Annotated in this window: 22 protein-coding genes; 10 read left to right on the top strand and 12 right to left on the bottom strand. The window is 69.0% G+C overall.

Annotation, left to right across the window (positions count from 1 at the left end):
* Positions 1-109 precede the first annotated feature (109 nt).
* The 5 genes from A5758_RS20595 to A5758_RS20575 all read left to right on the top strand — a co-directional run bounded on the left by A5758_RS20595 (position 110) and on the right by A5758_RS20575 (position 4,661).
* Positions 110-913: an ABC transporter permease gene (locus A5758_RS20595; protein ID WP_197504003.1), complete on the top strand. Its 804-nt coding sequence runs from the start codon at positions 110-112 to the stop codon at positions 911-913.
* Entirely contained in the window at positions 910-2,016 is a 1,107-nt protein-coding gene (locus tag A5758_RS20590; protein WP_067743770.1) for a sulfate/molybdate ABC transporter ATP-binding protein, read from the top strand. Before A5758_RS20595 ends, A5758_RS20590 begins: the two co-directional genes overlap by 4 nt.
* 120 nt (positions 2,017-2,136) lie before the next feature.
* Positions 2,137-3,153 (top strand): alanine and proline-rich secreted protein Apa, encoded by a 1,017-nt coding sequence (locus A5758_RS20585; protein WP_067743767.1) that lies wholly within the window; start codon positions 2,137-2,139, stop codon positions 3,151-3,153.
* Positions 3,154-3,286: 133 nt separating this feature from the next.
* A complete protein-coding gene (locus A5758_RS20580; RefSeq protein WP_067743764.1) occupies positions 3,287-3,586 on the top strand; it encodes a GlsB/YeaQ/YmgE family stress response membrane protein in 300 nt (99 codons plus the stop codon).
* Between the two features lie 46 nt (positions 3,587-3,632).
* Positions 3,633-4,661 (top strand): zinc-binding alcohol dehydrogenase family protein, encoded by a 1,029-nt coding sequence (locus tag A5758_RS20575; protein ID WP_067743761.1) that lies wholly within the window; start codon positions 3,633-3,635, stop codon positions 4,659-4,661.
* A gap of 6 nt (positions 4,662-4,667) precedes the next feature.
* Here A5758_RS20575 and A5758_RS20570 read toward each other — a convergent pair whose 3' ends face one another.
* The 3 genes from A5758_RS20570 to A5758_RS20560 form a co-directional block, all read right to left on the bottom strand.
* A complete protein-coding gene (locus A5758_RS20570) occupies positions 4,668-5,432 on the bottom strand; it encodes a CPBP family intramembrane glutamic endopeptidase (protein ID WP_067743758.1) in 765 nt (254 codons plus the stop codon).
* Positions 5,433-5,563: 131 nt separating this feature from the next.
* Entirely contained in the window at positions 5,564-7,957 is a 2,394-nt protein-coding gene (locus tag A5758_RS20565; RefSeq protein WP_067743755.1) for a phosphoketolase, read from the bottom strand.
* Positions 7,958-8,003: 46 nt separating this feature from the next.
* Positions 8,004-8,852, bottom strand: coding sequence for an SDR family oxidoreductase (locus A5758_RS20560; RefSeq protein WP_067743752.1), 849 nt, complete (start codon positions 8,850-8,852; stop codon positions 8,004-8,006).
* A gap of 72 nt (positions 8,853-8,924) precedes the next feature.
* Between A5758_RS20560 and A5758_RS26350 the strand changes: the two genes are divergently transcribed.
* Complete coding sequence (locus tag A5758_RS26350; RefSeq protein WP_231987368.1) at positions 8,925-9,218, top strand: hypothetical protein; 294 nt, start codon at positions 8,925-8,927, stop codon at positions 9,216-9,218.
* 12 nt (positions 9,219-9,230) lie between these two features.
* A complete protein-coding gene (locus tag A5758_RS26345; protein WP_255377754.1) occupies positions 9,231-9,434 on the top strand; it encodes an N-acetyltransferase in 204 nt (67 codons plus the stop codon).
* Between the two features lie 8 nt (positions 9,435-9,442).
* Here A5758_RS26345 and A5758_RS20550 read toward each other — a convergent pair whose 3' ends face one another.
* Both A5758_RS20550 and A5758_RS20545 read right to left on the bottom strand, forming a co-directional pair.
* Complete coding sequence (locus A5758_RS20550) at positions 9,443-9,940, bottom strand: DUF427 domain-containing protein (RefSeq protein ID WP_067743749.1); 498 nt, start codon at positions 9,938-9,940, stop codon at positions 9,443-9,445.
* A gap of 81 nt (positions 9,941-10,021) precedes the next feature.
* Positions 10,022-10,939, bottom strand: coding sequence for an undecaprenyl-diphosphate phosphatase (locus A5758_RS20545; protein ID WP_067743746.1), 918 nt, complete (start codon positions 10,937-10,939; stop codon positions 10,022-10,024).
* Positions 10,940-11,089: 150 nt separating this feature from the next.
* On the opposite strand from A5758_RS20545, the gene A5758_RS20540 reads away from it, so the two are divergent.
* From A5758_RS20540 to A5758_RS20530, 3 genes are all read left to right on the top strand, one after another.
* The gene (locus tag A5758_RS20540) at positions 11,090-13,483 is read left to right on the top strand and encodes a CoA transferase (RefSeq protein WP_369816470.1); all 2,394 of its coding nucleotides are present in this window, start codon (positions 11,090-11,092) and stop codon (positions 13,481-13,483) included.
* 59 nt (positions 13,484-13,542) lie between these two features.
* A complete protein-coding gene (locus A5758_RS20535) occupies positions 13,543-15,027 on the top strand; it encodes an acetyl-CoA acetyltransferase (RefSeq protein ID WP_067743740.1) in 1,485 nt (494 codons plus the stop codon).
* Between the two features lie 108 nt (positions 15,028-15,135).
* On the top strand, positions 15,136-17,247 hold the full coding sequence (locus A5758_RS20530) for an NAD-dependent epimerase/dehydratase family protein (protein WP_067743737.1): 2,112 nt from the start codon (positions 15,136-15,138) through the stop codon (positions 17,245-17,247).
* Here A5758_RS20530 and A5758_RS20525 read toward each other — a convergent pair.
* From A5758_RS20525 to lon, 7 genes are all read right to left on the bottom strand, one after another.
* Positions 17,236-18,477 (bottom strand): NAD(P)/FAD-dependent oxidoreductase, encoded by a 1,242-nt coding sequence (locus A5758_RS20525; protein ID WP_067743734.1) that lies wholly within the window; start codon positions 18,475-18,477, stop codon positions 17,236-17,238. The two genes, A5758_RS20530 and A5758_RS20525, sit on opposite strands and share 12 nt — an antisense overlap.
* 49 nt (positions 18,478-18,526) lie before the next feature.
* Positions 18,527-19,252, bottom strand: coding sequence for a DUF72 domain-containing protein (locus A5758_RS20520; RefSeq protein WP_067743731.1), 726 nt, complete (start codon positions 19,250-19,252; stop codon positions 18,527-18,529).
* Entirely contained in the window at positions 19,249-19,884 is a 636-nt protein-coding gene (locus A5758_RS20515; protein WP_067743728.1) for an endonuclease, read from the bottom strand. The genes A5758_RS20520 and A5758_RS20515 overlap by 4 nt, the downstream gene beginning before the upstream one ends.
* A gap of 43 nt (positions 19,885-19,927) precedes the next feature.
* On the bottom strand, positions 19,928-20,260 hold the full coding sequence (locus tag A5758_RS20510; protein ID WP_067743725.1) for a TfoX/Sxy family protein: 333 nt from the start codon (positions 20,258-20,260) through the stop codon (positions 19,928-19,930).
* A 10-nt stretch (positions 20,261-20,270) separates the two neighbouring features.
* Positions 20,271-20,678 (bottom strand): nitroreductase family deazaflavin-dependent oxidoreductase, encoded by a 408-nt coding sequence (locus A5758_RS20505; protein ID WP_369816469.1) that lies wholly within the window; start codon positions 20,676-20,678, stop codon positions 20,271-20,273.
* Between the two features lie 57 nt (positions 20,679-20,735).
* Positions 20,736-21,224 carry a hypothetical protein gene (locus A5758_RS20500; protein WP_231987366.1) on the bottom strand — a complete coding sequence of 163 codons (489 nt, stop codon included), beginning with the start codon at positions 21,222-21,224 and terminating at the stop codon, positions 20,736-20,738.
* A 210-nt stretch (positions 21,225-21,434) separates the two neighbouring features.
* A complete protein-coding gene (gene lon, locus A5758_RS20495) occupies positions 21,435-23,756 on the bottom strand; it encodes an endopeptidase La (protein WP_067743722.1) in 2,322 nt (773 codons plus the stop codon).
* Between the last annotated feature and the right edge of the window lie 27 nt (positions 23,757-23,783).

Genomic DNA, 23,783 nt, shown 5'->3' with positions numbered 1-23,783 from the left:
GCTCCGAACCCGCACATCGGCGGAACAGCCGCGCGCTGGCCGTTTCCCAACACGCCCAGCGCTAGGTTGAGGCGGTGTAGATCTCCCGGCCAGGGTTAGAGGAGCACGTATTAGAGAGCCTCGCACGGATCTGCCGCGGTGGGTGTACCTCCCCGCCGCGGTGGGGACCGCGTTCGTGGTGCTGCCGTTGCTGGCCATCGCGATCAAGGTCGACTGGCCGAATTTCTGGTCGTTGATCACCAGCCCGTCGTCACGGACGGCCCTGCTGCTCAGCCTCAAGACCGCCGTGGCCAGCACCCTGCTGTGCGTCCTGCTGGGCGTGCCGATGGCGTTGGTGCTGGCCCGCAGCACGGCGCGGCCGGTGCGGCTGTTGCGGCCGTTGATCCTGCTGCCGTTGGTGCTGCCGCCGGTGGTGGGTGGGATCGCGCTGCTCTACGCGTTCGGCCGGCTCGGATTGCTCGGCCGGTACCTCGAAGCCGCCGGCATCAGCATCGCGTTCAGCACCACCGCGGTGGTGTTGGCGCAGACGTTCGTCTCGCTGCCGTTCCTGGTGATTTCCCTGGAGGGGGCCGCGCGTACCGCCGGCGCCGACTTCGAGGTCGTGGCGGCGACCCTCGGGGCGCGTCCCAGCACCGTCTGGTGGCGGGTCACCCTCCCGCTGCTGCTGCCGGGCCTGATGTCGGGGACGGTGCTGGCGTTCGCCCGCTCGCTGGGGGAGTTCGGCGCGACGCTGACGTTCGCCGGGTCCCGTCAAGGAGTCACCCGCACGCTGCCGCTGGAGATCTACCTGCAGCGGGTCACCGACGCCGACGCGGCGGTGGCGTTGTCGATCCTGTTGGTGGCCGTGGCGGCGGTGGTGGTGTTGGGGTTGGGCGCTGGTCGGCTGACCGTCACCGAGGCGAGGCAACCGTGAGTGACCTGCAGCTGCGCGCCGTTGTGGCGGACCGCCAGCTGGACGTCGAGTTCTCCGTATCGGCGGGCGAAGTGCTGGCGGTCCTCGGACCCAACGGCGCGGGCAAGTCGACCGCGCTACACGTCATCGCGGGGCTGATTCGCCCGGATCGCGGGTTGGTGCGGTTGGGGGATCGGGTGCTGACCGACACCGAGGCCGGGGTGGACGTGGCAACCCATGACCGCCGCGTCGGCCTGCTGTTGCAGGACCCGTTGTTGTTCCCGCACATGAGCGTTGCCGCCAACGTGGCGTTCGGGCCGCACAGCCGTCGTGGCCGGCTGCGCCCGGCCCGGGCCGCGGAGAAGGCGACGGCGCTGCGCTGGCTGCGCGAGGTGGACGCCGAGCCGCTGGCCGACCGGAAGGCGCGCCAGCTGTCCGGCGGTCAGGCCCAGCGGGTGGCGATCGCGCGGGCGCTGGCCGCCGAGCCCGACGTGTTGCTGCTCGACGAGCCGCTGACGGGTCTCGACGTCGCCGCGGCCGCGGGGATCCGCGCGGTGTTGCGCGGCGCGGTCGGCCGCACCGGGTGCGCGGTCGTGCTGATCACGCACGACCTGCTCGACGTGTTCACGCTGGCCGACCGGGTGCTGGTGCTGGAGGCCGGCAAGGTCTCCGAGATCGGCCCGGTCTCCGACGTGCTCACCGCGCCGCGCAGCCACTTCGGGGCGCGCATCGCCGGCATCAACCTGGTCAACGGGACGGTCGGCCCCGACAGCTCGCTGCAGGCGCGCTCGGGCGCCCGCTGGCACGCGGCCCCCACCATCGAGGGAGGCGACGAGCTTGCCGAGGGACGGAACGCGATCGCGGTCTTCCCGCCCACGGCGGTGGCGGTTTATCGGGAGCGGCCGCACGGCAGCCCGCGTAACACGGTCGAGGTGACGGTGGCGGAGATGGACATTCGCGGGTCGGCGGTGCTGGTGCGCGGCGAGCAGCAACCCGATGGCGCCCCCGGGCTGGCCGCGGAGATCACCGTCGATGCCGCCTCGGAGCTGCGGCTGGCGCCCGGAGAGCAGGTGTGGTTCTCCGTCAAAGCCCATGAGGTGGCGTTGTATCCGGTGGCGCACTGAGGGGCGCAGTTGAGCGCCTGGCCGCGCGGTGGGTTGCACATCGGCAACATCGGAAAAACGGCATCGCAATTGTCCGCAAGGCTCCTTGCGTCACAGCGGTAACACGGTAGGTTCGTCGCCATGGACCAGGTGGAACCCAACTCGACACGTCGCAAAGGCCTGTGGGCGACGCTGGCGATAGCCACGGTGACCAGTGCCAGCGCCGTCACGATCGCTTTGCCCGCGACCTCGTACGCCGACCCGGAAGTCCCGACTCCAGTCCCGCCGGCGACGACGGCCGCCCCACCTCCCGCTGCGGCGCCCGGCGCTCCTGCGGCACCGGTCGATCCGAACGCGCCCGTGCCACCGCCACCACCGCCCGTCGACCCGAACGCGCCGCCGCCTCCGCCGCCGGCTGACCCGAACGCCGGGCGGATCGCCAACGCCGTGGGTGGCTTCAGCTACGTGCTTCCCCCCGGCTGGGTGGAGTCGGACGCGTCCCACCTCGACTACGGCTCGGCGCTGCTGAGTAAGACGACGGGGCAGCCGCCGCTGCCCGACCAGCCGCCGCCGGTGGCCAACGACACCCGCATCGTGATGGGCCGGCTGGACCAGAAGCTCTATGCCAGTGCCGAAGCCAACAACTCCAAGGCCGCGGTGCGGCTGGGCTCGGACATGGGTGAGTTCTTCCTGCCGTATCCGGGCACCCGAATCAACCAGGAAAGCACCCCACTCACCGGGGCCAACGGCGTCACCGGCAGCGCGTCGTACTACGAGGTCAAGTTCAGCGACGCCTCCAAGCCCAATGGCCAGATTTGGACGGGCGTCGTCGGGCTGCCCGCCGCGAACACGCCCAACGGCGGACCGCCGCAACGCTGGTTCGTGGTGTGGCTCGGTACGGCAAACGACCCAGTAGACAAGGGCGCGGCCAAGGCGCTGGCGGAGTCCATCCAGCCCTGGGCGGGGCCGCCCGCGCCGGCCGCTGGTGCACAGCCGGCCCCGGGCGCCCAACCCGCGCCGGCGGCTCCGGCTCCGGAAGCCCCGGCACCCGCTCCGGCTCCGGGAGCCCCGGCGCCCTCACCGGCTCCGGCGCCGGCGGCGGCGGGAGAGGTCAGCCCCGCCCCAGCGCCGGCACCACAGCGGACGCAATCGACCTAACGTGCGATCGGCGCGTCCGGATGATGCGCCAACCGTCTCCGAAACGGAACCTCTTCCGTTACGCAAAGCGGGTATACCGAGATGATGGCCCAGCAACTCGCTGGGCTTTGCCAGCGATTGCAAGGAGACCCGCATGGACGTCATGGCAGCTACCGAATATCTGGCCCGCTCAACAACGTTCACGAGCGTCGGAATCATTGGATACATCATCATCGGTGGTCTGGCGGGTGCGCTCGCCAGCAAGATCATCAGGGGCAGTGGCGCCGGGATCCTGATGGACATCGTGATCGGCATCATCGGCGCGTTGATCGGCGGCTTCATCCTGAGCTTCTTCGTCAACACCGCGGGTGGTGGCCTTATCTTCACCTTCCTCACCGCACTGCTCGGGTCGCTGATCCTGCTCTGGATCGTCGGCATGGTGCGGCGGACCTGATCAGTTAGCACGTTGCGGCCGTGGTGGTTAGCGGCATGATGGACGAATGGTTCCACCGCTAACCACCACGACCATGCGCGCGTGGCGGGTGCGCCGGCCCGGTCCGATGGACACCGGCCCGCTGGAGCAATTCACCACCGACGTCCCGCGCCCCGGACCGGCGGAGTTGCTGGTCGCCGTGCGGGCCTGCGGGGTGTGCCGCACCGACCTGCACGTCACGGAGGGCGACCTGCCCGTACACCGCGACCACGTCACGCCCGGCCACGAGGTGGTGGGCGAAGTCGTCGAGGTTGGCCCCGAGGCGGGCGACGGATTTCAGGTGGGAGACCGGGTGGGGATCGCCTGGCTGCGCCACACCTGCGGCGTGTGCAAGTACTGCCGCCGCGGCGACGAGAACCTCTGCCCTCAATCTCGCTACACCGGCTGGGACGCCGACGGCGGCTACGCCGAATTCGCCACGGTTCCAGCCGCTTTCGCGCACCCACTGCCGAGCGGTTACAGCGACAGCGAGTTGGCGCCGTTGCTGTGCGCCGGCATCATCGGCTATCGCTCCCTGCTGCGCGCCGAGCTGCCGCCGGGCGGACGGCTGGGTCTGTATGGCTTCGGCGGTAGCGCCCACATCACCGCGCAGGTCGCATTGGCGCAGGGCGCCGAGGTGCACGTGATGACGCGGGGAGCCGAGGCGCGTGAACTGGCGATGCAGCTCGGCGCGGCGTCGGCGCAGGGCGCGGCCGACCCGCCTCCGGTTCCGCTGGATGCGGCCATCCTGTTCGCGCCGGTCGGCGAGCTGGTGCTGCCCGCGCTGGAAGCGTTGGACCGCGGCGGCACCCTGGCGATCGCCGGCATCCACCTGTCCGATATCCCGGTGCTCAACTACCAGCGTCACCTATTCCAGGAACGCCAGGTCCGTTCGGTCACCTCCAACACCCGGGCCGACGCGCGCGCGTTCCTCGACTTCGCGGGCCGGCACCACATCGAGGTCACCACGCCGGAATACCCGCTGAGCCAAGCGGATCGGGCGTTGGCCGATCTCAGCGCCGGCCGTATCGCCGGCGCGGCGGTGCTGCTGGTATGACCGGCCTCAGGCCGTCAGGTGCCAGACCAGGGCGGCGGCCAGCGCCCCCAGGCCGTTCAGCGACCAGTGCAGCGCGATCGGCGCGATCAGGCTGCCGCTGCGACGGCGTAGCCAGCTGAAGACGAATCCCGCCGCTCCGGTGGCCAGCACGGCGCCGGTCACCCCGGCCAGCATCCCGACGACGCCGCCGCCGAGAATTCGGGTGAAGCCGACGTTGCTGCTGGTAAGCCCGAGCGACGTCGCGACGTGCCACAGCCCGAACAGCAACGATCCCGCCAGCGCGACGCCGCGGAACCCCCACGCCCGATGCAGCGCGCCGTGCAGCACGCCGCGAAACGCCAGCTCCTCAGGGATCACGGTCTGTAGCGGGATGATGACCATCGAGGCGATCAGGGCGCCGGACACCGTCGCGTAGCGGTGGTTCAGGAACATCGGCCGGGTCATGGGGAGTAGCACCCCGACGGCGATCACCGTGGCCACGACCAGCACCGCGGCCAGCGCGTAGCCCAGCCCCGACTTCCAGTGTTCGCGACCCAAGCCCAGATCGGCCCAGTCCAGACCGTTGGCGCGCATCAGGAACACCAGGCCGACGGCGGCGGCGGGAACGACGGCGATGGCGGCCCATGGAGTGGTGAAGTGCGCGACCAGGTTGGTCAGCACCAAGACCGCGACGACGACGGCGATGTCGAGGTGGATGCGAACCCGGTGCAGCGCCGAGAGCTGCGAGATCACCGGATGGTGAATGTCGGGTGTCTCGGCAGCGTCAGGCATTCGTCCAGCTTACCGGTGGCCCCCGCCGCGACGGCCAAACGAGATTGCCGTCACGGTTGTGATGGACGCCCCAAGGGCAGCCGTGACGGCAATCTCGGCGACTCCCAGGCATATCGGTCGTCTCGCTCCCATCACTCACTATGTTCGTTCTGCTCGCTCGACTCCCAGGTCCAGCCGGCGATCTGCGGGTCATCCTCGCCATGCTCACGGGTGTAGATGCGCGCGGCGAGCCGGGCATCGACCATCCGTTGGCGCAGCTCGGCGGCCCGGCTGGCCAGCCCTTCGACCCGGTCGATGACGTCCATCACCAAATGGAAGCGGTCCAGATCGTTCAGCATCACCATGTCGAACGGCGTCGTGGTGGTGCCCCGCTCCTTGAACCCGCGCACGTGGATGTGCGGGTGGTTGGTGCGGCGGTAGGTGAGCCGGTGGATCAGCCAGGGGTAGCCGTGGTAGGCGAAGATGACCGGCTTATCGCGGGTGAACAGCGCGTCGAACTCCTTGTCCGGCAGACCGTGCGGGTGCTCGGAATCCGGCTGCAGCCGCATCAGGTCGACGACGTTGACCACCCGGACCGCCAACTCCGGCAGTTCGCGGCGCAGGATGTCGGCGGCGGCCAGGGTCTCCAGCGTCGGGATGTCCCCGGCGCAGGCCAGCACCACGTCGGGTTCGCCGGTGGCGGTGCTCGCCCACGGCCAGATGCCCACGCCGCGCGCGCAGTGCGCGATGGCCTGATCCATGTCCAGGTAGGCCAGCGCCGGCTGCTTGCCGGCGACGATGACGTTGATGTAGTCGCGGCTGCGCAGGCAATGGTCGGCCACCGACAGCAGCGTGTTGCCGTCCGGCGGCAGGTACACCCGGGTCAATTCGGCCCGCTTGTTGGCCACCAGGTCGATGAAGCCGGGGTCTTGGTGTGACGCGCCGTTGTGGTCCTGGCGCCACACGTGCGAGGACAGCAGGTAGTTCAGCGACGCGATCGGCCGCCGCCACGGCAGCTCGAGGCTGGTGGCGAGCCACTTGGCGTGCTGGTTGAGCATCGAGTCGACGATGTGCACGAACGCCTCGTAGCAGTTGAACAGGCCGTGCCGGCCGGTCAGCAGGTAGCCCTCCAGCCAGCCCTGGCACAGGTGTTCGGAGAGCACCTCCATCACCCGCCCGTCGGCGGCGAGGTTCTCGTCGTCGGGCCCGAGCTCGGAGAGCCAGACCTTGGCCGTCGCCCCGTAGACGGCGTCCAGCCGGTTAGAGGCCGTCTCGTCGGGGCCCATCAGGCGGAACCGGTCGGAGTTGCGCGCGATCACGTCCCGCAGGAACGTTCCCAGCACCCGGGTCGCCTCGTGCGTCACCGCGGCCGGCCGCGACACCGTGACCGCGTAGTCGCGGAAGTCCGGCAGGTCGAGGTCGTGCAGCAGCAGGCCGCCGTTGGCGTGCGGGTTCGCGCTCATCCGGCGATCGCCGCGGGGCGCCAGCGCCCGCAGCTCGGCGCGCAGCTTGCCGTCGCCGTCGAAAAGCTCCTCAGGCCGGTAGCTGCGCAGCCACTCCTCGAGCTGCGCCCGATGCTGGGGATTGTCGTGCGTCTCGGCCAGCGGAACCTGATGCGCTCGCCAGGTGCCCTCGACCTTCTTGCCGTCCACCACCTTCGGGCCGGTCCAGCCCTTAGGGGTGCGCAGCACGATCATCGGCCAGACGGGCCGTTCCACCTGGTTGCCGTGCCGCGCGGCATCCCGGATGGCCGCGATGTCGTCGAAGGCGTCGTCGAGCGCGGCCGCCAGCTGCTGGTGCACGTTGGCCGGGTCGTCACCGGCGACCGTGATGGGCCGGTAGCCGTAGCCGCGCAGCAGCGCCTCGAGTTCGGCGTGGGGGATACGCGCGAGCACGGTCGGGTTGGCGATCTTGTAGCCGTTGAGCTGCAGGATGGGCAGCACCGCGCCGTCCGTGACCGGGTTGAGGAATTTGTTGGAATGCCAGCTGGCGGCCAGCGGCCCGGTCTCGGCCTCGCCGTCGCCGATCACGCAGGCCACAACCAGATCGGGGTTGTCGAAGGCCGCGCCGTAGGCGTGCACCAGCGCATAGCCGAGTTCACCGCCCTCGTGGATGGAGCCGGGCGTCTGGGCGGCGACGTGGCTGGGGATGCCGCCGGGAAAAGAGAACTGCCGGAACAGCTTTCGCAGCCCTTCGGCGTCCTCCTCGATGCCGGTGTACACCTCGCTGTAGGTGCCTTCGAGATACGCGTTCGCGACCAGCGCGGGGCCGCCGTGGCCGGGCCCGGTGACGTAGATGACGCTGGCGTCGCGGTCGCGGATGATCCGGTTCAGGTGCGCATAGATCAGGTTCAGCGCCGGGGTGGTGCCCCAGTGGCCCAGCAGCCGCGGTTTGACGTGCTCGGGCGACAGCGGTTCGGTCAGCAGCGGGTTGTCCAGCAGGTAGATCTGTCCGACCGACAGATAGTTGGCGGCGCGCCAGTATGCGTTGATCAGGTCGAGTTCGTCGTCGGCAAGGGGAGCGGTTGTCTGGGTATCTAGGCTCACCCCGCCGATTGTCCGCGCCTGCGGTGAACGGCGCCCGACGCGGTGCTCACTCCTCGCCGCGCGCCCGCGACTCGTAGGCCCTGCGCTTCTCGGGGTCGACGTCGTCGGTGAAGATGTGCTCGCCGCCGAGCGCGCGGTTCAGCCCCTCGGACAGTGCACGGGGCATGAACTTCTGCGATGCGATGATCGCGCCGGCCGTCTTCGTGACCCGCACTCGGGGCCGGGGATGCGCCACCAGTTTGACGATCGCCTCGGCGATGTCGGCGGGTTCGGCGTTCTTGATCCCCTTGGCCCCCGAGGTGCCGGCGATCAATTCGGTGTTCACGAACGTCGGCATGACGACCGAGAACTTCACGCCCGCCTTTCGGCATTCGAGCCGGGCGGTATCGGTGAAGCCGATCACCGCGTGCTTGCTGGCGCAGTAGGTGGCCGCCCCGGCGATGTAGGTCTCCCCGGCGAGCGACGCGACGTTGATGACGTGTCCGGATCGGCGGGGGACCATGCGCTGGGCGGCCAGCTTGCTGCCCAGGATGACGCCGTAGACGTTGATGTCGAGGACGCGCCGGGTGACGGCGTCCGGCTCGTCGACTATCCGGCCGAGCGGCATGATGCCGGCGTTGTTGACCAACACGTCGATCGGGCCGAGTTGGCGCTCGACCTCGTCCAGGAAGTCCGCGAACGAGTGCGGGTCGGTGACGTCGAGCTTGCCGTACACGTCCAGGCCCAGCGCGGCGCCGGATTCCTTCACCCGCACCTCGTCGATGTCACCGATGGCCACTTTGGCGCCCAGATTGTGCAACGCGGTCGCGGTGGCCAACCCGATGCCCCGGGCGCCGCCGGTGATCACGATTACCTTGCCGCGGACCTTCAGCCCAACGGACGCCGTGTCTGCCATTTTCGTACCCTCCGGAAGTCTTGACGGGTGTCAACTAGGCAATCTGACCCCAGATCGTCGAATACTGCAACGATGACCCAGGTGCGTGCGGCGGTCCTGGCGGACGCCTACGAGGTGGCCTGTTTGCACGTGCGGTCATGGCGGTCGGCCTACCGGGGGCTCATCGCCCAGGACTACCTGGACAGCCTCACCCCGGAGGCGTTAGTCGACCGCTACACCTTCGGCCGCGTGGGGTTGCGGATGCCGTCCACCTTGGTCGCGGTCGACGGGTCGGCGATCCGCGGCTTCGCCACCACGGGCCTGTGCCGCGAAAACGACCCGCCGAACGCCGGTGAGCTGGTGGCGCTGTATGTTGACCCGGCCTAACTGGGTGCGGGGGTGGGGAGCTCGCTGATGGCGGCCGCCCGGGCGCGGCTGCGGCAAGTCGGTGTGTCGGGCGCCGTGCTGTGGGCGCTGGAGGGCAACACCGACGCTCGACGATTCTACGAGCGTGACGGCTGGCGGACCGACGGGACTTGCCGCACAGCGGTTTTCGGCAATGACACGCGGCGCTTGGTTCGTTACCGGATAGAACCGGTGTAGCGGCACCATCACCAACCCGTCGAGCCGGGAACGCCTTTGAACGGGCCGGTCACCCAGCTGGTGATCCAGCCGCCGTAGAAGCCGCCGGGTTGGGGCACGACGACCTCTCCGTTGACCGTGCAGCGGTCGACGTTGGCGGCCATCACCGCGACCGCCCCGGCGATGGCTTCGAATCCGGGCGTCGGACTCAGATAACTCCAAGCCGATTTCGGGGCGACGACGCCGCCGCCGAACAGGTCGTAATAGGTTGCCCGGCCTTTCCATTCACACCAGGAGCTACCGGACGCCTCACGCAGGGCTCCTTCGGTAAACGCGTCGCGCGGCAGGTAATAGGTCGGCGGATGACTGGTCTCGAGCACCCGCCAGGCCCGACGGGTGGATGCGATGACTACACCACCCAACTCGACGGTGATGCGACCGGTGAACGGCTCGACGCGGGGCGGGCGTGGGTAGTCCCACACCGACTCCTGGCGTGGTCCGGTGCCTTCAGACCCGGAGCGGCTCATGCGCGTTGCCTCGACTCGTCGGTTACTTCGTACCTCCAGCCAGGCTACGGCCAGTATTCGTGCCGGTCGTCAACGACAACGTCAGCTGATGGCGAGCCACACCAGGCTGGCGCCGCCGGCCAGGGCGCAGTAGATGGCAAATGGTGTGAGGGTGCGGGTTTGGAAGTACTGCGTCAGGAACCGCACGGCGAGGTAGGCGCACACGAAGGAGGCGATGCTGCCGGCCAGCACCTGGCCACCTATCCCGGCCGCTTGAGGTCCGAACAACTCCGGGATCTTGTACACGCCGGCGGCCAGGATGATCGGCGTCGCCAACAGGAAGGAGAACCGGGCGGCGTCCTCGTGGGACAAGCCGCGCCACAGGCCGGCCACCATGGTGATGCCCGAACGGCTGATGCCGGGCAGCAGCGCCAGGATCTGTGCAGCGCCGATCAGGATGCCGCGGCGCAGGGGGAGCTGGGCCAGGCGGTTGTCCACGGCCTCCCCGGTGTGCGCGGGTTGTTCGCCGACCCTCTGCTCGCGGTCGGTCCCGGGCGCGACGCGCCGGCGAAGAACTTCGCCCGCGTAGAGTGCGATGCCGTTGAGCAGCAGGAAAATCGCCGCCGGGATGGGCTTGCCGAGCGTGGTGCGGAACGTCTTTTCCAGGACCAGCCCCGCCAGCCCGACCGGAATGGTGGCCCCCACGATGAGCCAGGCGAGCCGCTCGTCGGGGGTGTTGATCCGGCGATGCCGCAATGACGACACAAATCCGGCCACGATGCGCACCCAGTCCCGCCAGAAGAACACCAGCAACGCGGCGGCGGTGGCCACATGCAGGCCGACGATGAACGCCAGGTAGGGCGATTCGGGGGCCGAGACGCTCAGGTCTTCGGCCCACCGGCCGCCGACCACCGCGGGCACCAACACCGCATGCCCGAGGCTGGAAACCGGGAACAGCTCGGTGACGCCCTGGAACGCGCCGACCACCACCGCCTCGATGTAGGTCAAGTGCGCGCTCATATCAGATGCCTCCGTCGGATCGTTTCGCCCGTGGCCTCGCCGATCGGCCTGTGACGATAGCCGACCGCGAGTTCGCCCTCCCAATCAGCTTGCCGGGTTGGCTTTTTGGCTGGTGGGGCGACCGTCCGCACCGGCGGGTACGGTGTGCTGATGTCCGACGGGTTGCTCGACGCCGTGCGCGTCCTCGACTTGTCGAGCGGCAACGGCGACGCGGTGACGCGCCTGCTCGCCGACTTGGGCGCCGACGTGCTCAAGGTCGAACCCCCCACCGGAAGCCCGGCGCGCGATGCGCGGCCGACGCTGGCCGGTGCGAGTATCCCATTTGCCGTGCACAACGCGAACAAGCGCAGCGTTGTGCTGGACCCGTTCGACGAGGACGACTGCGGCGTGTTCCTCGACCTGGCCGCCCAGGCCGACATCGTCGTCGACGACGGCTTCTATGGGGAGGCGCCGACCTTCGGGACGTCGGTGGAGGAACTGGCCGCCCAGCACCCGCATCTGGTGGTGCTCTCAATCACCGACTTCGGCGCGACCGGGCCGCGGTCGCTGTGGCGGGCCACCGATCCGGTGTTGTACGCGATGTGCGGCTCCCTGTCACGATCCGGCCCCACCACCGGTACCCCCGTGTTGCCACCGGACGGTATTGCGTCGGCCACCGCCGCCGCCCAGGCGGCGTGGGCAACCCTTGTGGCGTATTACAACCGATTGCGTACCGGCACAGGCGAATACATTGACTTCTCGCGTTTCGACGCCGTGGTCATGTCGCTCGACCCGGCGTTCGGCGCGCACGGACAGGTCGCCGCCGGCATCAGGCGCAGCGGGCAGTGGCGGGGGCGCCCGAAGAACCAGGATGCGTACCCGATCTACCCCTGCAAGGACGGTTACGTCCGGCTGTGCGTGATGGCGCCGCGCCAATGGCGGGGCCTGCGGCGCTGGCTGGGCGAGCCGGACGATTTCCAGGACCCGAAATACGACGTGATCGGCGCACGCTTCGCTGCGTGGCCCCAGATCAGCGAGCTGGTCCAGGCGCTGTTCGCCGGACAGACCATGAAGGATCTGGTGGCCGCGGGGCAGGCTCACGGCGTGCCGATCGCCGCCGTACTGACGCCGTCGTGGGCGATGAATTCCGAGCATTTTCAGGCGGTGGGCGCGATCACCGACGCCGAGCTCGTCCCGGGGGTGCGGACCAGCGTGCCGACCGGCTATTTCGTCGTCGACGGGCGGCACGCGGGTTTCCGCAGCCCGGCCCCGGCCGCGGGGTGGGACGGACCGGGCTGGCGGGGGAACCCGGCGGTCGTGCAATCGCCATCCGGCCGTGTCGGCGACTATCCCTTTGCGGGCCTTCGCATCCTGGATCTGGGGATCATCGTCGCCGGCGGCGAGCTGAGCCGGCTCTTCGGCGACCTCGGCGCCGAGGTCATCAAAGTCGAAAGCGCCGAATACCCGGACGGGTTGCGGCAGGCCCGCGTCGGCGAAGCCATGAGCGAGTCGTTCGCCTGGACACATCGCAACCACCTGGCGATGGGCCTGGACCTGCGCAGCCCGGCGGGCAAGCAGATCTTCACCCGGCTCGTCGCCGAGTCCGACGCCGTCTTCGCCAACTTCAAGCCGGGAACGCTTACCGCGCTCGGCTTTTCCTACCACGATCTGCGTGCGGTCAACCCGAGGGTCGTGCTCGCCGAGAGCAGCGCCTACGGCGACGAAGGCCCGTGGAGCACCCGGATGGGCTACGGGCCGCTGGTGCGCGCCGCGACCGGTGTCACCCGGTTGTGGACGGCCGACGAACCGGAGAACCGGAATCACGCTGGACGGCATGCCTTTTACGACGCGACGACCATCTTTCCCGACCACGTCGTCGGGCGGATCACCGCGATCGCGGCGCTGGCCGCGCTGATCCACCGCCACCGGACGGGCGGCGGGTCGCACGTGCACATCTCGCAAGCCGAAGCCGTCATCAACCAACTCGACACCTTGTACGTCACCCAGGCCGCCCTGGCCGCGGGCGTGCCGAGAATCTCCGAGGCCAGCAGCCTGCACGCCGTCTATCCGTGCGCGGGCGACGACGAGTGGTGCGTCATCTCGATCGAATCCGACGACGAGTGGCGTTGCGCCGCAGGTGTTTTCCATCACCCGGAATGGGCGGACGATCCGCGCTTCGCGACCGGCGAGGCGCGGCTGGCGAACCGGCGGGAGCTGGTGGAATTGGTGTCGGCCTGGACCCGCACGCGCACCCCGGTCCGGGCCGCCCAGCTGCTGCAATCCTCCGGGGTTGCGGCCGGGCCGATGAACCGGCCGCCGGACATCTTGGAGGACCCCCAGCTGGTCGAGCGGAAAGTCTATGCCGAGATGCTGCACCCCCTCATCGAGCGTCCGCTGCCGGCCGAGACGGGCCCCGCGCCGTTCCAGCACATCCCGCGGGCGCCCCAGCGGCCTGCGCCGCTGCCCGGCCAGGACACCGTCGACGTCTGCCGCAGGCTGCTCGGCATGAGCCCGCAGGAGATCGACCGCCTCATCAGCGACGGCGTGCTGTTCGGTCCCCCATAACGCGCGCCGAATCCGGCCCGCGCGACCAGACTGATCGATAGCCACGCTAAATTCGTCGTATGACCGTGCACCCCAGGACACCGGTGTTGATCGGCTTCGGCCAGGTCAACCACCGCGACGAGATCGACCCGGAGAAGCGGTCCGTCGAGCCGGTGGACCTGATGGCGGCCGCCGCTCGGCGAGCCGCCGATTCGCGGGTGATCGAGGCCGTGGATTCCATCCGAGTGGTGAACATCCTGTCGGCGCACTATCGGGATCCCGGGCTGCTGCTCGGCCAGCGGATCGGGGCGATGGACTTCACCACGTTGTACAGCCCCGTCGGCGGGAACGTGCCGCAGTCGCTGGTCAACCAGGCGTGCCTGGACATCCAGCGGGGCAGCGCTCAGGTGGTGCTGCTGGCCGGCGCCGAGACGTGGCGCACCCGCCGGGGCCTGCGGGCCAAGGGCGGCAAACTCGAGTGGACCGTTCAGGACGACTCGGTCCCAATGGCCGAGGTCAGCGGCGACGACGTCCCGATGGCCGGCGACGCGGAGATCAGGATCCGGCTCGACCGGCCGGCCTTCGTCTACCCGCTGTTCGAGCAAGCCCTGCGGATTGCGAACGGCGAATCGGTTGAGCACCACCGCAAGCGCATCGGCGAACTGTGGGCCCGCTTCAACGCCGTCGCGGTCGACAATCCGCACGCATGGATCCGCAAACCGGTGACCGCCGAGGAGATCTGCGAGCCCGGCCCGCAGAACCGGATGATCAGCTGGCCGTACACCAAGCTGATGAACTCCAACAACATGGTCGATCAGGGCGCCGCGCTCGTCTTGACCTCGGTGGAGCAGGCCAGGCGCCTGCAGATCCCCGCCGATCGCTGGATCTACCCGCACGCGGGCACCGACGCGCATGACACCTCCGCCATCGCCGAGCGTGACGAGCTGCATCGCTCTCCGGCCATCCGGATCGGCGGAGGCCGGGCGCTGGAGCTGGCGGGCCTGGGCATCGACGAAGTCGACTACGTCGACCTGTACTCCTGCTTTCCCTCGGCCGTTCAGGTGGCGGCGGCCGAACTGGGCCTGCCCGTCGACGATCCCGCCCGCCCGCTCACCGTCACCGGGGGTCTGACGTTCGCAGGCGGCCCGTGGAGCAACTACGTGATGCACTCGATCGCCACCATAGCGGAGTTGCTGGCGGCCAATCCCGGGCGGCGCGGCCTGATCACCGCCAACGGCGGCTACCTGACCAAGCACAGCTTCGGCGTGTACAGCACCGAGCCGCCCGCCGAGTTCCGTTGGGAGGACGTGCAACCGGTCGTCGACCGAGAGCCCACCCGGGAGGGATTGGTGGAGTGGGAAGGCGTCGGCACGGTGGAAGCGTGGACGACGCCGTTCGATCGCGAGGGGCGACCGGAAAAGGCATTCTTGGCCGTGCGCACGCCCGACGGGGCGCGGACCCTCGCCCTGATCACGGACGGCGCGGCGGCGCAGGTAACCGTGCGTGAAGACATCGGCGGCGCCAAGGTTGCCGTCGCCGCGGACGGCAGCGCCACGCTGCAATAACCCGGCGAAACTTTCCCGCCAGCTCAGGGTGCCGTTTGCCCGGTAACGGTCGCTAGGTCATGCCGTCTTGCCTATTGTTTAGTTTGAGGTCGGGGAGGTGAGACCCAGGTGCAGATCCTGGTTACCGACGCCACCGGCGCACTTGGGCGGCTGGTCGCACGGCAGTTGGTCGCTGCCGGGCACACGGTCAGCGGCATTGCTGAGAGGCCGCATCCCTGCCTTGACCGCAACGTCGACCTTGTTTGCGCATCGCTGCGCAACCCGGTCCTGCGGGAGCTCGCCGAGGAAGCCGACGCGGTGATCCACCTCGCCCCCATCGACATCACGGCACCCGGCAGCGCCGATATCGAGGGCCTCGCGCACGTGACCGATGTGGCCGCGCGCGCCGGCGCCCGGCTGCTGTTCGTGTCCCAGGCCGCGGGACGGCCGGAACTGTTCAAGCCTGCCGAGGAACTGGTGTCCACCAGTTGGGGGCCCAGCCTGGTTGTCCGGATCGCCCCGCCGGTGGGCCGGCAGCTCGACTGGATGGTGTGCCGCACCGTGGCCACGCTGCTGCGCACCAAGGTTTCGGCGGACCCGATGCGGGTGCTGCACGTCGACGATTTGGTGCGCTTCCTGGTTTCGGCGCTGAACACCGACCGCTCCGGTGTGGTGGACCTCGCCTCCCCGGACACCGTCAATGTGATCACGGCGTGGCGGATGCTGCGATCCGCCGATCCGCGGTCCCGGCTGAATCGGGTGCGCAGCTGGCCCCGGCTCATTCCGGACATGGATATCGCTGCGGTGCAAGAGGATTGGGCGTTCGAGTTCGGCTGGCAGGCGCTTGAGGCAGTGGCCGACACCGCCCGGGGCCTGGTCGGCCGTCAGATCACCGCCGTGGGTGCCACGGGCCACGGGCGCCAACTGGCGCTCCCGGTCGAGGTTGCCCCACGCCCCGATCCCTCCGGCGACGAGCACAGCGCGGCGCCCGAGGGCGTCGAGGGCGAATTCGACGACCGGGTCGATCCGCGCTTCCCGATTTTCAGTGCGGGCAACCTCGGCGAGGCGCTGCCCGGGCCGCTCACCCCGATCACGCTGGATGTTCAGCTGAGCGGATTGCGCGCCGCGAACCGGGTGCTCAGTCACGTGCTGGCGCTGGGCGACGTGGTAGGCGAGGAGTGGGGCAACAGGGCCGTCGCCGTGTTCGGTCATCGGGCCTATGTCGGGGTGTCGGTCAACATGGTCGCGGCCGCGCAGTTGCCCGGCTGGGACCAGGATGCCGTCGCCCGCAACGCTTTCGTCGGCCGGCCGCATGTCGGAGACCCCCTGCCGTTCGGTGAGCCCGCGCTGGCGGGCGGTGCTCTCGGCTACGTCGCCAAAGCCGTCGTCGCGGGGCGATCGCTGGCCCTGCTGCGCCATCTCAAGTCCGACACGCGGGCGTACGGCGCGGCAGCCGAAACCGAACACCTCGACGCCGCGCAGTTGGGGTCGCTGCCCGACGCCGGCCTGGAAGTCCGGATTCGCTTGCTGCGGGACCGCATTCACCAAGGCTGGATCCTCACCGCGTTGTGGCTGATCGATTCCGGCGTCACCGCGGCGGCGCTGGAGCGCAGCAGGGCGGCGCGCAGCGTGCCCGGGGTGGACATGATCATGGACAGCACCATGGTCGCGACCGAGACCGCCGAGCTGGCCGCGGTGCTGCGGGCCGACCCGCCGTTGTGTGCGCTCGCCCAGGAAGGCAATCTCGCCAGCATCCGCGCGTTGTCACCCACCACCGCCGCCGCGGTGGATGCGGCCGTCGCCCGCGTCGCGCACCGTGGTCCCGGGGAGGCCGAGCTGGCCAGCCAGACGTATGCCGACGATCCGGCGATGCTGCTGCGCGCGGCCGGGGAAGTCGCGGTGGCCGACGCCGCCTCGACCGACGCGCCGCCGCCGACGCTGGCCCAGCGGCTGGCCACCAGCGCTCGCGACTCCCGCGAGCTGGCCCACGACACCACTCTGCGATTCACCCATGAACTCCGGATGACGTTGCGGGAATTGGGATCCCGTCGAGTCGCGGCGGACCTGATCGACGCCGTCGAGGACGTGTACTACCTTACGTGTGACGAGCTGGCCACCATGCCGGGCGACGCCCGGCTGCGGATCAAACGCCGCCGCGCCGAACGGGAAAGGTTGCAGGTGCAGCGCCCGCCCGACGTGATTGACGGGACGTGGGTGCCCGTTGAACCGTCAGCCCAATAACTCGGCCAGCGGGACCTCCGCGTCGGCCAGCCTGTCGGGGTCGACGGAATTCCGGGACCTGATCAGCGCTTTGACATCGTCGAGCACATCCCAGATGTTGACGTTCATCCCGGCCAGCACCCGGTCGTCGCCGTCTAGCCAGAATGCGACGAATTCACGTCCGGCAACGTCGCCCCGGAACACCACGCGCTCGAAGCCGGGCGCGTGCCCGACATACTCCATCCCGAGGTCGTACTGGTCGGTGAAGAAATAGGGCAGTTCGGCATATTCGCCTGGGTTGCCGAGCATCCCGGCCGCCGCCACCGCGGGTTGCTTGAGCGCATTGGCCCAGTGCTCCGTGCGGATCCGGCCGCCGAACAGGGGGTGCTCTGCGGCGGCGATGTCGCCGACCGCGTAGATGTCCGGATCGCTGGTGCGCAGTGACGCATCGACCAGCACGCCGCCCTGAGAGCCCGAGCCCATGGCGAGCCCGGCTTGTTCGGCGAGTTCGACGTTCGGCTCAGCGCCGACGGCCACCAACACCGCATCAGCCGGCACCGTCGACCCATCGCGCATTTTCAGTCCGGTGGCTTTGCCGCCGGTTGTCGTGATCTCCTCCACCTGCGCCTCGAGCCGCAAGTCCACGCCATGATCGCGATGAAGCCGGGCGAACACTTCACCCACCGTTTCGCCCAGCGCGGCCACCAGCGGTTGCTTGGCCGTCTCGACGATGGTCACGTCGACGCCACGCTGGCGGGCGCCGGCGGCCACTTCCAGGCCGATCCAGCCGGCTCCCACCACGGCCAGCGAAGATCCTTCGGTGAGAATCGAATCCAGCGACACAGCATCGTCGTAGGTGCGCAGATAGTGGACGGCGTCGGCATCGGACCCGGGTATCGGCGGCCGCCGGGAGGCCGATCCCATCGCCAGCAGCAGCTTGTCGTACCGCATGGTGGTGCCGTCGGGAAGCGCGACGCTATGTTCGGCGGGGTTCACGGCCGACACCCGCGAACCGAGCCTCAGGTCGACATCGTGGTCGCGGTACCAGTCGGAGTTCTGCACGGTGAAATCGGTCAGCGACTTCTTCCCAGCCAGATACTCCTTGGAAAGCGGAGGTCGCTCGTAGGGCAGATGTTTCTCTTCAGCAAATAAGCTGAGTTGCCCGTCAAACCCACTGTCGCGCAATGCTTCTACCGCTTTTGCTCCAGCAAGTCCGCCGCCGATGATGACGAATGTGATAGAGCTGGCCATGATTGTCACTCCGTCCTGCAGTCGACATTTCCAGCCTACTCGCGCCGGGTCACCGCAAAAGTTCTTGCAACGTCAGCGCGTTGCGCACGGCGTGGCCACCCAGGTCGTTGTTGAAATACATCCACACGTCCTTGCCCTCGTCCTGCCACGCGGCGATCCGGTCCGCCCACCGGCGCAGCTCGTCGTCCGAGTAGCAGCCCGCATAGATCGCGTCCTGATCCGGCCCGTGCATCCGGATGTACACCAGATCGGCGGTCGCCCGCGGCACGCACGCCAGCCCGGCGCCGCTCATGACCACGTAGGCGGCGCGGCGGCGGGCCAGCAAGTCGTAGACGGCCTCGTCGTTCCACGACGGATGGCGCAGCTCGACGGCCACCCGGATCGACGCCGGCACGCTACCCAGGAAGGCATCCAGGCGCGCGTCGTCGCGCTGCAGCTCGGGATGCAGTTGAACCAGCAGTACCCCGGCGCGATCACCCAGCAGTTCCCAACAGCGCTCGAAGCGCTCGATCCACGGCCCGGCGGACGCCAGACGGCGGTAGTGAGTCAGTCCACGATGCGCCTTGACCGACATCCTGAAGCCGTCCGGCAACTGTTGACGCCATCCCGCAAAGGTCGAATCCTTCGGCCAGCGGTAGAAACTCGCGTTCAATTCGACGGTGTCGAACACCTCGATGTAGCGGGCGAGCCGGCGCGCGGTGGGCAGGCCAGGCGGGTACAGCACGTCGGCCCAATGGTTGTAGGACCACCCGGAGGTACCGATCCGCACGGTCAACCGCTCACCCGCCGGCGCAGATCGTCGTCCAGGGACGTCCTGATGAGCGCGGCCGCCAGCCGCGCGTTGCCTTGCGGCGCAAGGGCTCCGAGCTTTGCCGGCTGGGTAGGCAGACCCAGCTGCTTGGCCGCGGCGGTGGCGCGGTCGTCGAAATACGGCCGCACCCAGGTCCACACGTCTTGCACCTCGCGCAGGTAAATGTCGGCCCCGGTGTCCCCGATTCCCGTGAAACCCTTGAGTAACCGCTTCGCCGCGGTGACGTCGCGTCCACTGCGGTCCGCGAGTTCCCGCAGATCGCCGGAGTACTCGTCGCGCACGAGTTCGGCCATGTCGGTGAGGCGGGTGGCCGAGCTTTCGTCGTAGCGGACGTACTGGGCGCGGCCGAAGGCGTCGATCATGGCTTGCCGATCCGAGGCCAGCACCGCCTTGGGCGTGCGCAGGCCCGCCGTGAACAGTTCGCGCCCGGCGCCCATGGCGATGGCGGCATCGATCGGCTCGCTGGCCAGCATGCAGATGACCAGCAGCTGAAACAGCGGCATCGGCTTGTCGGCGAGCTTGATTCGCGCCTCGGCGGCGTAGGTGGTCCCGGCAACGTCGAGCAGCCGTCGCACCAGTTGCTGGCGTTCGGACATACCTGGTCACGTACCCGCGCCGAGTGCTAGCAAACCGCGCCGGTCACTTGGCCGGCAGGCTGCGCGCGTAGCCGACACCGCGGGTCACCCAGCCCTCGAGCTGTCGTTTGGTCCGCATCCCGGCGGGCTCCACCCTCACCCAGCCGCGAACGTCGCGGCCCGCCATCACCATTGGGCTGACGTGAGCGCGCTGCAGCACTTTTTCGAGCTCGTCCGCCGGTACCCGGACCAGCAGGCCGCCCTGGCCACTGACGGCCACGGACATGTTGCCGTTCACCAGGAACGCGAGACCGCCGAACATGCGCTTCTCTTCGACGCCGGGCTCGGAGGCGACGAGTTCGCGGATCTCGTTGGCGAGGTTCTCGTCGTAGGCCATGCGCGGCGCGTCAGTCCAGATCCACCCGAATGGTCAGCAGGTCGCTGCCCATCAGCCGCACCACCGCGCTGTTGAGCCGCGGGAGGTCGCCAAGCCGCCGCAGCGGATCGTCGTCGGGCATCAGGTGAGCGGTGCCGCTGCGCCATCGACCGCCGATGCGCACCCGCACGGCCGGATTGGCCTTGATGTTGTGGACGTAGTCGGAGTGCTCGCCGTGTTCGGAGACCATCCAGAATTGGTTGTCGACCAGGCGTCCGCCCACGGCGGTGCGCCGCGGCTTGCCGCTTTTGCGGCCGGTGGTTTCCAGGATGATCCCCGGCATCTGCCGGCCCACCGGGTTGACGAGCACCCGCTGCACGCGGTGGACGACTTGGCGTTTGAGAGTCACGGTTTCATTCAACGCCGAGCGTGGCGCCATGTCACCGTGCAACGAAAACAGCCGCCCCCGAAGGGGCGGCTGTCTCGTTATGCCGGTTTAGGTCCCGGGGTTGACCCCGCCGCTGACCTGGCCTGAACCAGACGTCCCGCCTGCAGGCGTGAACACCTGGAAACCAGTGGACGTGTTGACGCCCCACTGACCCAGCTGCGGGTTGAACACGACGGGAAGTTGGGTCCCGTCGGGGTCACCCACTGGCGGAACCCAGGTGGCCGGGAGCCCGTAGCGGATCGGGTCGTTGTAGTGCCCCGGCGGCGGGAACCCGTTTTGTCCCGGAGGAAGCGGGGTGCCCGGCGCGTTGCAGTTGACGCCCGGCGCGCCGGGGTTACAAATAGGCTGTCCCGGCACGAATTGGCCCGGCGCCGGAACATCCCGGTCGCCTCCCGGTACGTTCGGGCCCGGCACGTTCGGATTCGGCACATTCGGGCCATCCGGACCGGCTTGTGCGATACCGGCGCCGATGCCGAAACCCGCGGACGTGATGGTGCCGGCCATGAGCGCGCCGGCTGCGATCTTGTTCAGATTCATAAGTGAACCCCCTTGTCGAGCGGATTGGCCGCCTGAAGTGCAGCTGAACCAATTGACTTGGTGATTCGCTCACCCCACCGCCCTGACGGGCAGTCGAACCTCCAACACCCCAGATACCCGAGGCGTGGACGCTGAAAACCTCTTCGCCCTATTCGCCGGCGTCGGGGCAGGTCAGGCCCTTACGCCGGGCGGGGGTCCCGGCCAAGCTCATCAAGCAGCGACCGTAACGGTCTCGGCCACCGGCTCGAGCGCCTGCGCCACGATGTCAGCGACGTCGGTCATCGGTTTGACCGTCAGCGCGTCGAGCACCTCCGCGGGCACGTCATCCAAGTCGGGCTCGTTGCGCGCCGGAATGAAAACCGTTGCCAGGCCGGCCCGTTGGGCCGCCAGCAGCTTCTGCTTCACGCCGCCGATCGGCAATACCCGCCCGTTCAGCGTGACCTCGCCGGTCATGCCGACGTCGGATCGCACCTGACGTCCTGTGGCCATCGAGACCAGCGCGGTCACCATGGTGACACCAGCCGACGGGCCGTCCTTGGGCACCGCTCCCGCGGGAACGTGCACGTGGATGCGCCGGTCGAGGGCCTTGGGATCGACGCCCAACTCGGCGGCGTGGGAACGCACGAAGGACAGCGCGATCTGTGCCGACTCCTTCATCACGTCACCCAGTTGACCGGTGAGCTGCAAGCCCGCCTCACCGTCCGTCGCGCCCGCTTCGATGTAGAGCACGTCACCGCCCAGGCCGGTGACGGCCAGACCGGTGGCCACGCCGGGCACCGCCGTGCGTTCGGCCGATTCGGGAGTGAACCGTGGACGGCCGAGGTAGTCGACCAGATCCACCTCGTCGATGGTGATCGGCCCGGGCGTCTCGGCCAGCTTGGTCGTCACCTTGCGCAGCGCCTTGGCCAGCAGCCGCTCGAATTGCCGCACGCCGGGCTCCCGGGTGTAGTCGGCGGCGATCTTGCGCAGAGCGGCGTCGGTCAGCGTGACCTCGTCCTCGGTCAGCGCCGCCCGGTCCCGCTGCCGGGGCAGCAGGTAGTCCCGGGCGATGGCGACCTTGTCGTCCTCGGTGTAGCCGTCGATCTGCACCAGCTCCATCCGGTCCAGCAGGGCGGACGGGATGTTCTCGATGACGTTGGCGGTGGCCAGGAACACCACGTCGGACAGGTCCAGGTCCAGGTCCAGGTAGTGGTCGCGGAACGTGTGGTTTTGGGCCGGGTCGAGCACCTCGAGCAGCGCCGCGCTCGGGTCGCCCCGGTAGTCGGAACCGACCTTGTCGATCTCGTCCAGCAGCACAACGGGGTTCATCGAACCCGCCTCGCCGATGGCCCGCACGATCCGGCCCGGCAGCGCGCCCACATAGGTGCGCCGGTGCCCGCGGATCTCGGCCTCGTCACGCACACCGCCCAGGGCGACACGCACGAACTTGCGGCCCAGCGCCCGGGCGACGCTCTCACCCAGCGACGTCTTGCCGACGCCGGGCGGACCGGCCAGCACCATCACCGCGCCCGAGCCGCGGCCTCCGACGAGCTGCAGCCCCCGCTGAGCGCGGCGGGCCCGCACGGCCAGGTATTCGACGATGCGGTCCTTGACGTCGTCCAGCCCGTGGTGGTCGGCGTCCAACACCTCACGCGCGGCCTTCAGGTCGGTCGAGTCGTCGGTCCTGACGTTCCAGGGCAGGTCGAGCACCGTGTCCAGCCAGGTGCGGATCCAGCCGCTCTCCGGGCTTTGGTCGCTGGACCGTTCCAGCTTGCCGACCTCGCGCAGCGCGGCCTCGCGCACCTTCTCGGGCAGGTCGGCCGCTTCGACGCGGGCGCGATAGTCATCGGACCCGTCGGGCTCACCCTCACCCAATTCCTTGCGGATGGCGGCCAGCTGTTGGCGCAGCAGGAACTCTTTCTGCGTCTTCTCCATGCCCTCGCGCACGTCCTCGGCGATCTTGTCGTTGACCTCGACCTCGGCGAGGTGGTCGCTGGTCCAGTCGATCAGCACCCGCAGCCGCTCGGCGACATCCTCGGTCTCGACCAGTTGCCGCTTCTGCTCGCTGGACAGGTAGGACGCGTAGCCGGAGGTGTCCGCCAAGGCCGACGGGTCGGTGAGCCGGTTGACGTAGTCGACGATCTCCCAGGCCTCGCGCCGTTGCAGCATGGCCAGCAGCAGCTTCTTGTACTCGGCCATCAGTGCCTTGATCTCGTCGGTCGCCTCGACCTCGGGGACCTCGGTCACCTCGACCCACAGCGCCGCGCCCGGCCCGGACGCCCCGGCCCCGATCTGCGCCCTGCGCTCACCGCGCACGACGGCCGCGGTGCCGCCGCCTGCGATGCGTCCGACCTGCAAAACCTTGGCGATCACACCGTGCGACGGGTACCGGTCGTCCAGCCGGGGCGCGATCAGCAGCTGCCCGGATTCACTCGCCTGAGCAGCGTCGATTGCCGCCCGCGCGGCCTCGTCGAGCGCGATCGGAACGACCATTCCGGGCAACACGATGGTGTCGGTGACAAACAGCACCGGCACCGATTTGGCTTCAGCCATCAATCCTCCAAAAACTGAGTCTGATGC

It is taken from the genome of Mycobacterium sp. 852014-50255_SCH5639931 (assembly GCF_001665605.1).
Classification (GTDB): Bacteria; Actinomycetota; Actinomycetes; order Mycobacteriales; family Mycobacteriaceae; genus Mycobacterium; species Mycobacterium paraffinicum.
The sequence above is the reverse complement of the archived record's forward strand: the minus strand, read 5'-3'. Positions and strand labels throughout refer to the sequence as shown.

Bases quoted from the DNA above. Each gene is read 5' to 3' on its own strand.
- A5758_RS20585 (WP_067743767.1), top strand. From the start codon at position 2,137: ATGGACCAGGTGGAACCCAACTCGACACGTCGCAAAGGCCTGTGGGCG.
- A5758_RS20580 (WP_067743764.1), top strand. From the start codon at position 3,287: ATGGACGTCATGGCAGCTACCGAATATCTGGCCCGCTCAACAACGTTC.
- A5758_RS20575 (WP_067743761.1), top strand. From the start codon at position 3,633: ATGGTTCCACCGCTAACCACCACGACCATGCGCGCGTGGCGGGTGCGC.
- A5758_RS20570 (WP_067743758.1), bottom strand. From the start codon at position 5,432: ATGCCTGACGCTGCCGAGACACCCGACATTCACCATCCGGTGATCTCG.
- A5758_RS20560 (WP_067743752.1), bottom strand. From the start codon at position 8,852: ATGGCAGACACGGCGTCCGTTGGGCTGAAGGTCCGCGGCAAGGTAATC.
- A5758_RS26350 (WP_231987368.1), top strand. From the start codon at position 8,925: ATGACCCAGGTGCGTGCGGCGGTCCTGGCGGACGCCTACGAGGTGGCC.
- A5758_RS20550 (WP_067743749.1), bottom strand. From the start codon at position 9,940: ATGAGCCGCTCCGGGTCTGAAGGCACCGGACCACGCCAGGAGTCGGTG.
- A5758_RS20545 (WP_067743746.1), bottom strand. From the start codon at position 10,939: ATGAGCGCGCACTTGACCTACATCGAGGCGGTGGTGGTCGGCGCGTTC.
- A5758_RS20540 (WP_369816470.1), top strand. From the start codon at position 11,090: ATGTCCGACGGGTTGCTCGACGCCGTGCGCGTCCTCGACTTGTCGAGC.
- A5758_RS20535 (WP_067743740.1), top strand. From the start codon at position 13,543: ATGACCGTGCACCCCAGGACACCGGTGTTGATCGGCTTCGGCCAGGTC.
- A5758_RS20525 (WP_067743734.1), bottom strand. From the start codon at position 18,477: ATGGCCAGCTCTATCACATTCGTCATCATCGGCGGCGGACTTGCTGGA.
- A5758_RS20515 (WP_067743728.1), bottom strand. From the start codon at position 19,884: ATGTCCGAACGCCAGCAACTGGTGCGACGGCTGCTCGACGTTGCCGGG.
- A5758_RS20510 (WP_067743725.1), bottom strand. From the start codon at position 20,260: ATGGCCTACGACGAGAACCTCGCCAACGAGATCCGCGAACTCGTCGCC.
- A5758_RS20505 (WP_369816469.1), bottom strand. From the start codon at position 20,678: ATGGCGCCACGCTCGGCGTTGAATGAAACCGTGACTCTCAAACGCCAA.
- A5758_RS20500 (WP_231987366.1), bottom strand. From the start codon at position 21,224: ATGAATCTGAACAAGATCGCAGCCGGCGCGCTCATGGCCGGCACCATC.
- lon (WP_067743722.1), bottom strand. From the start codon at position 23,756: ATGGCTGAAGCCAAATCGGTGCCGGTGCTGTTTGTCACCGACACCATC.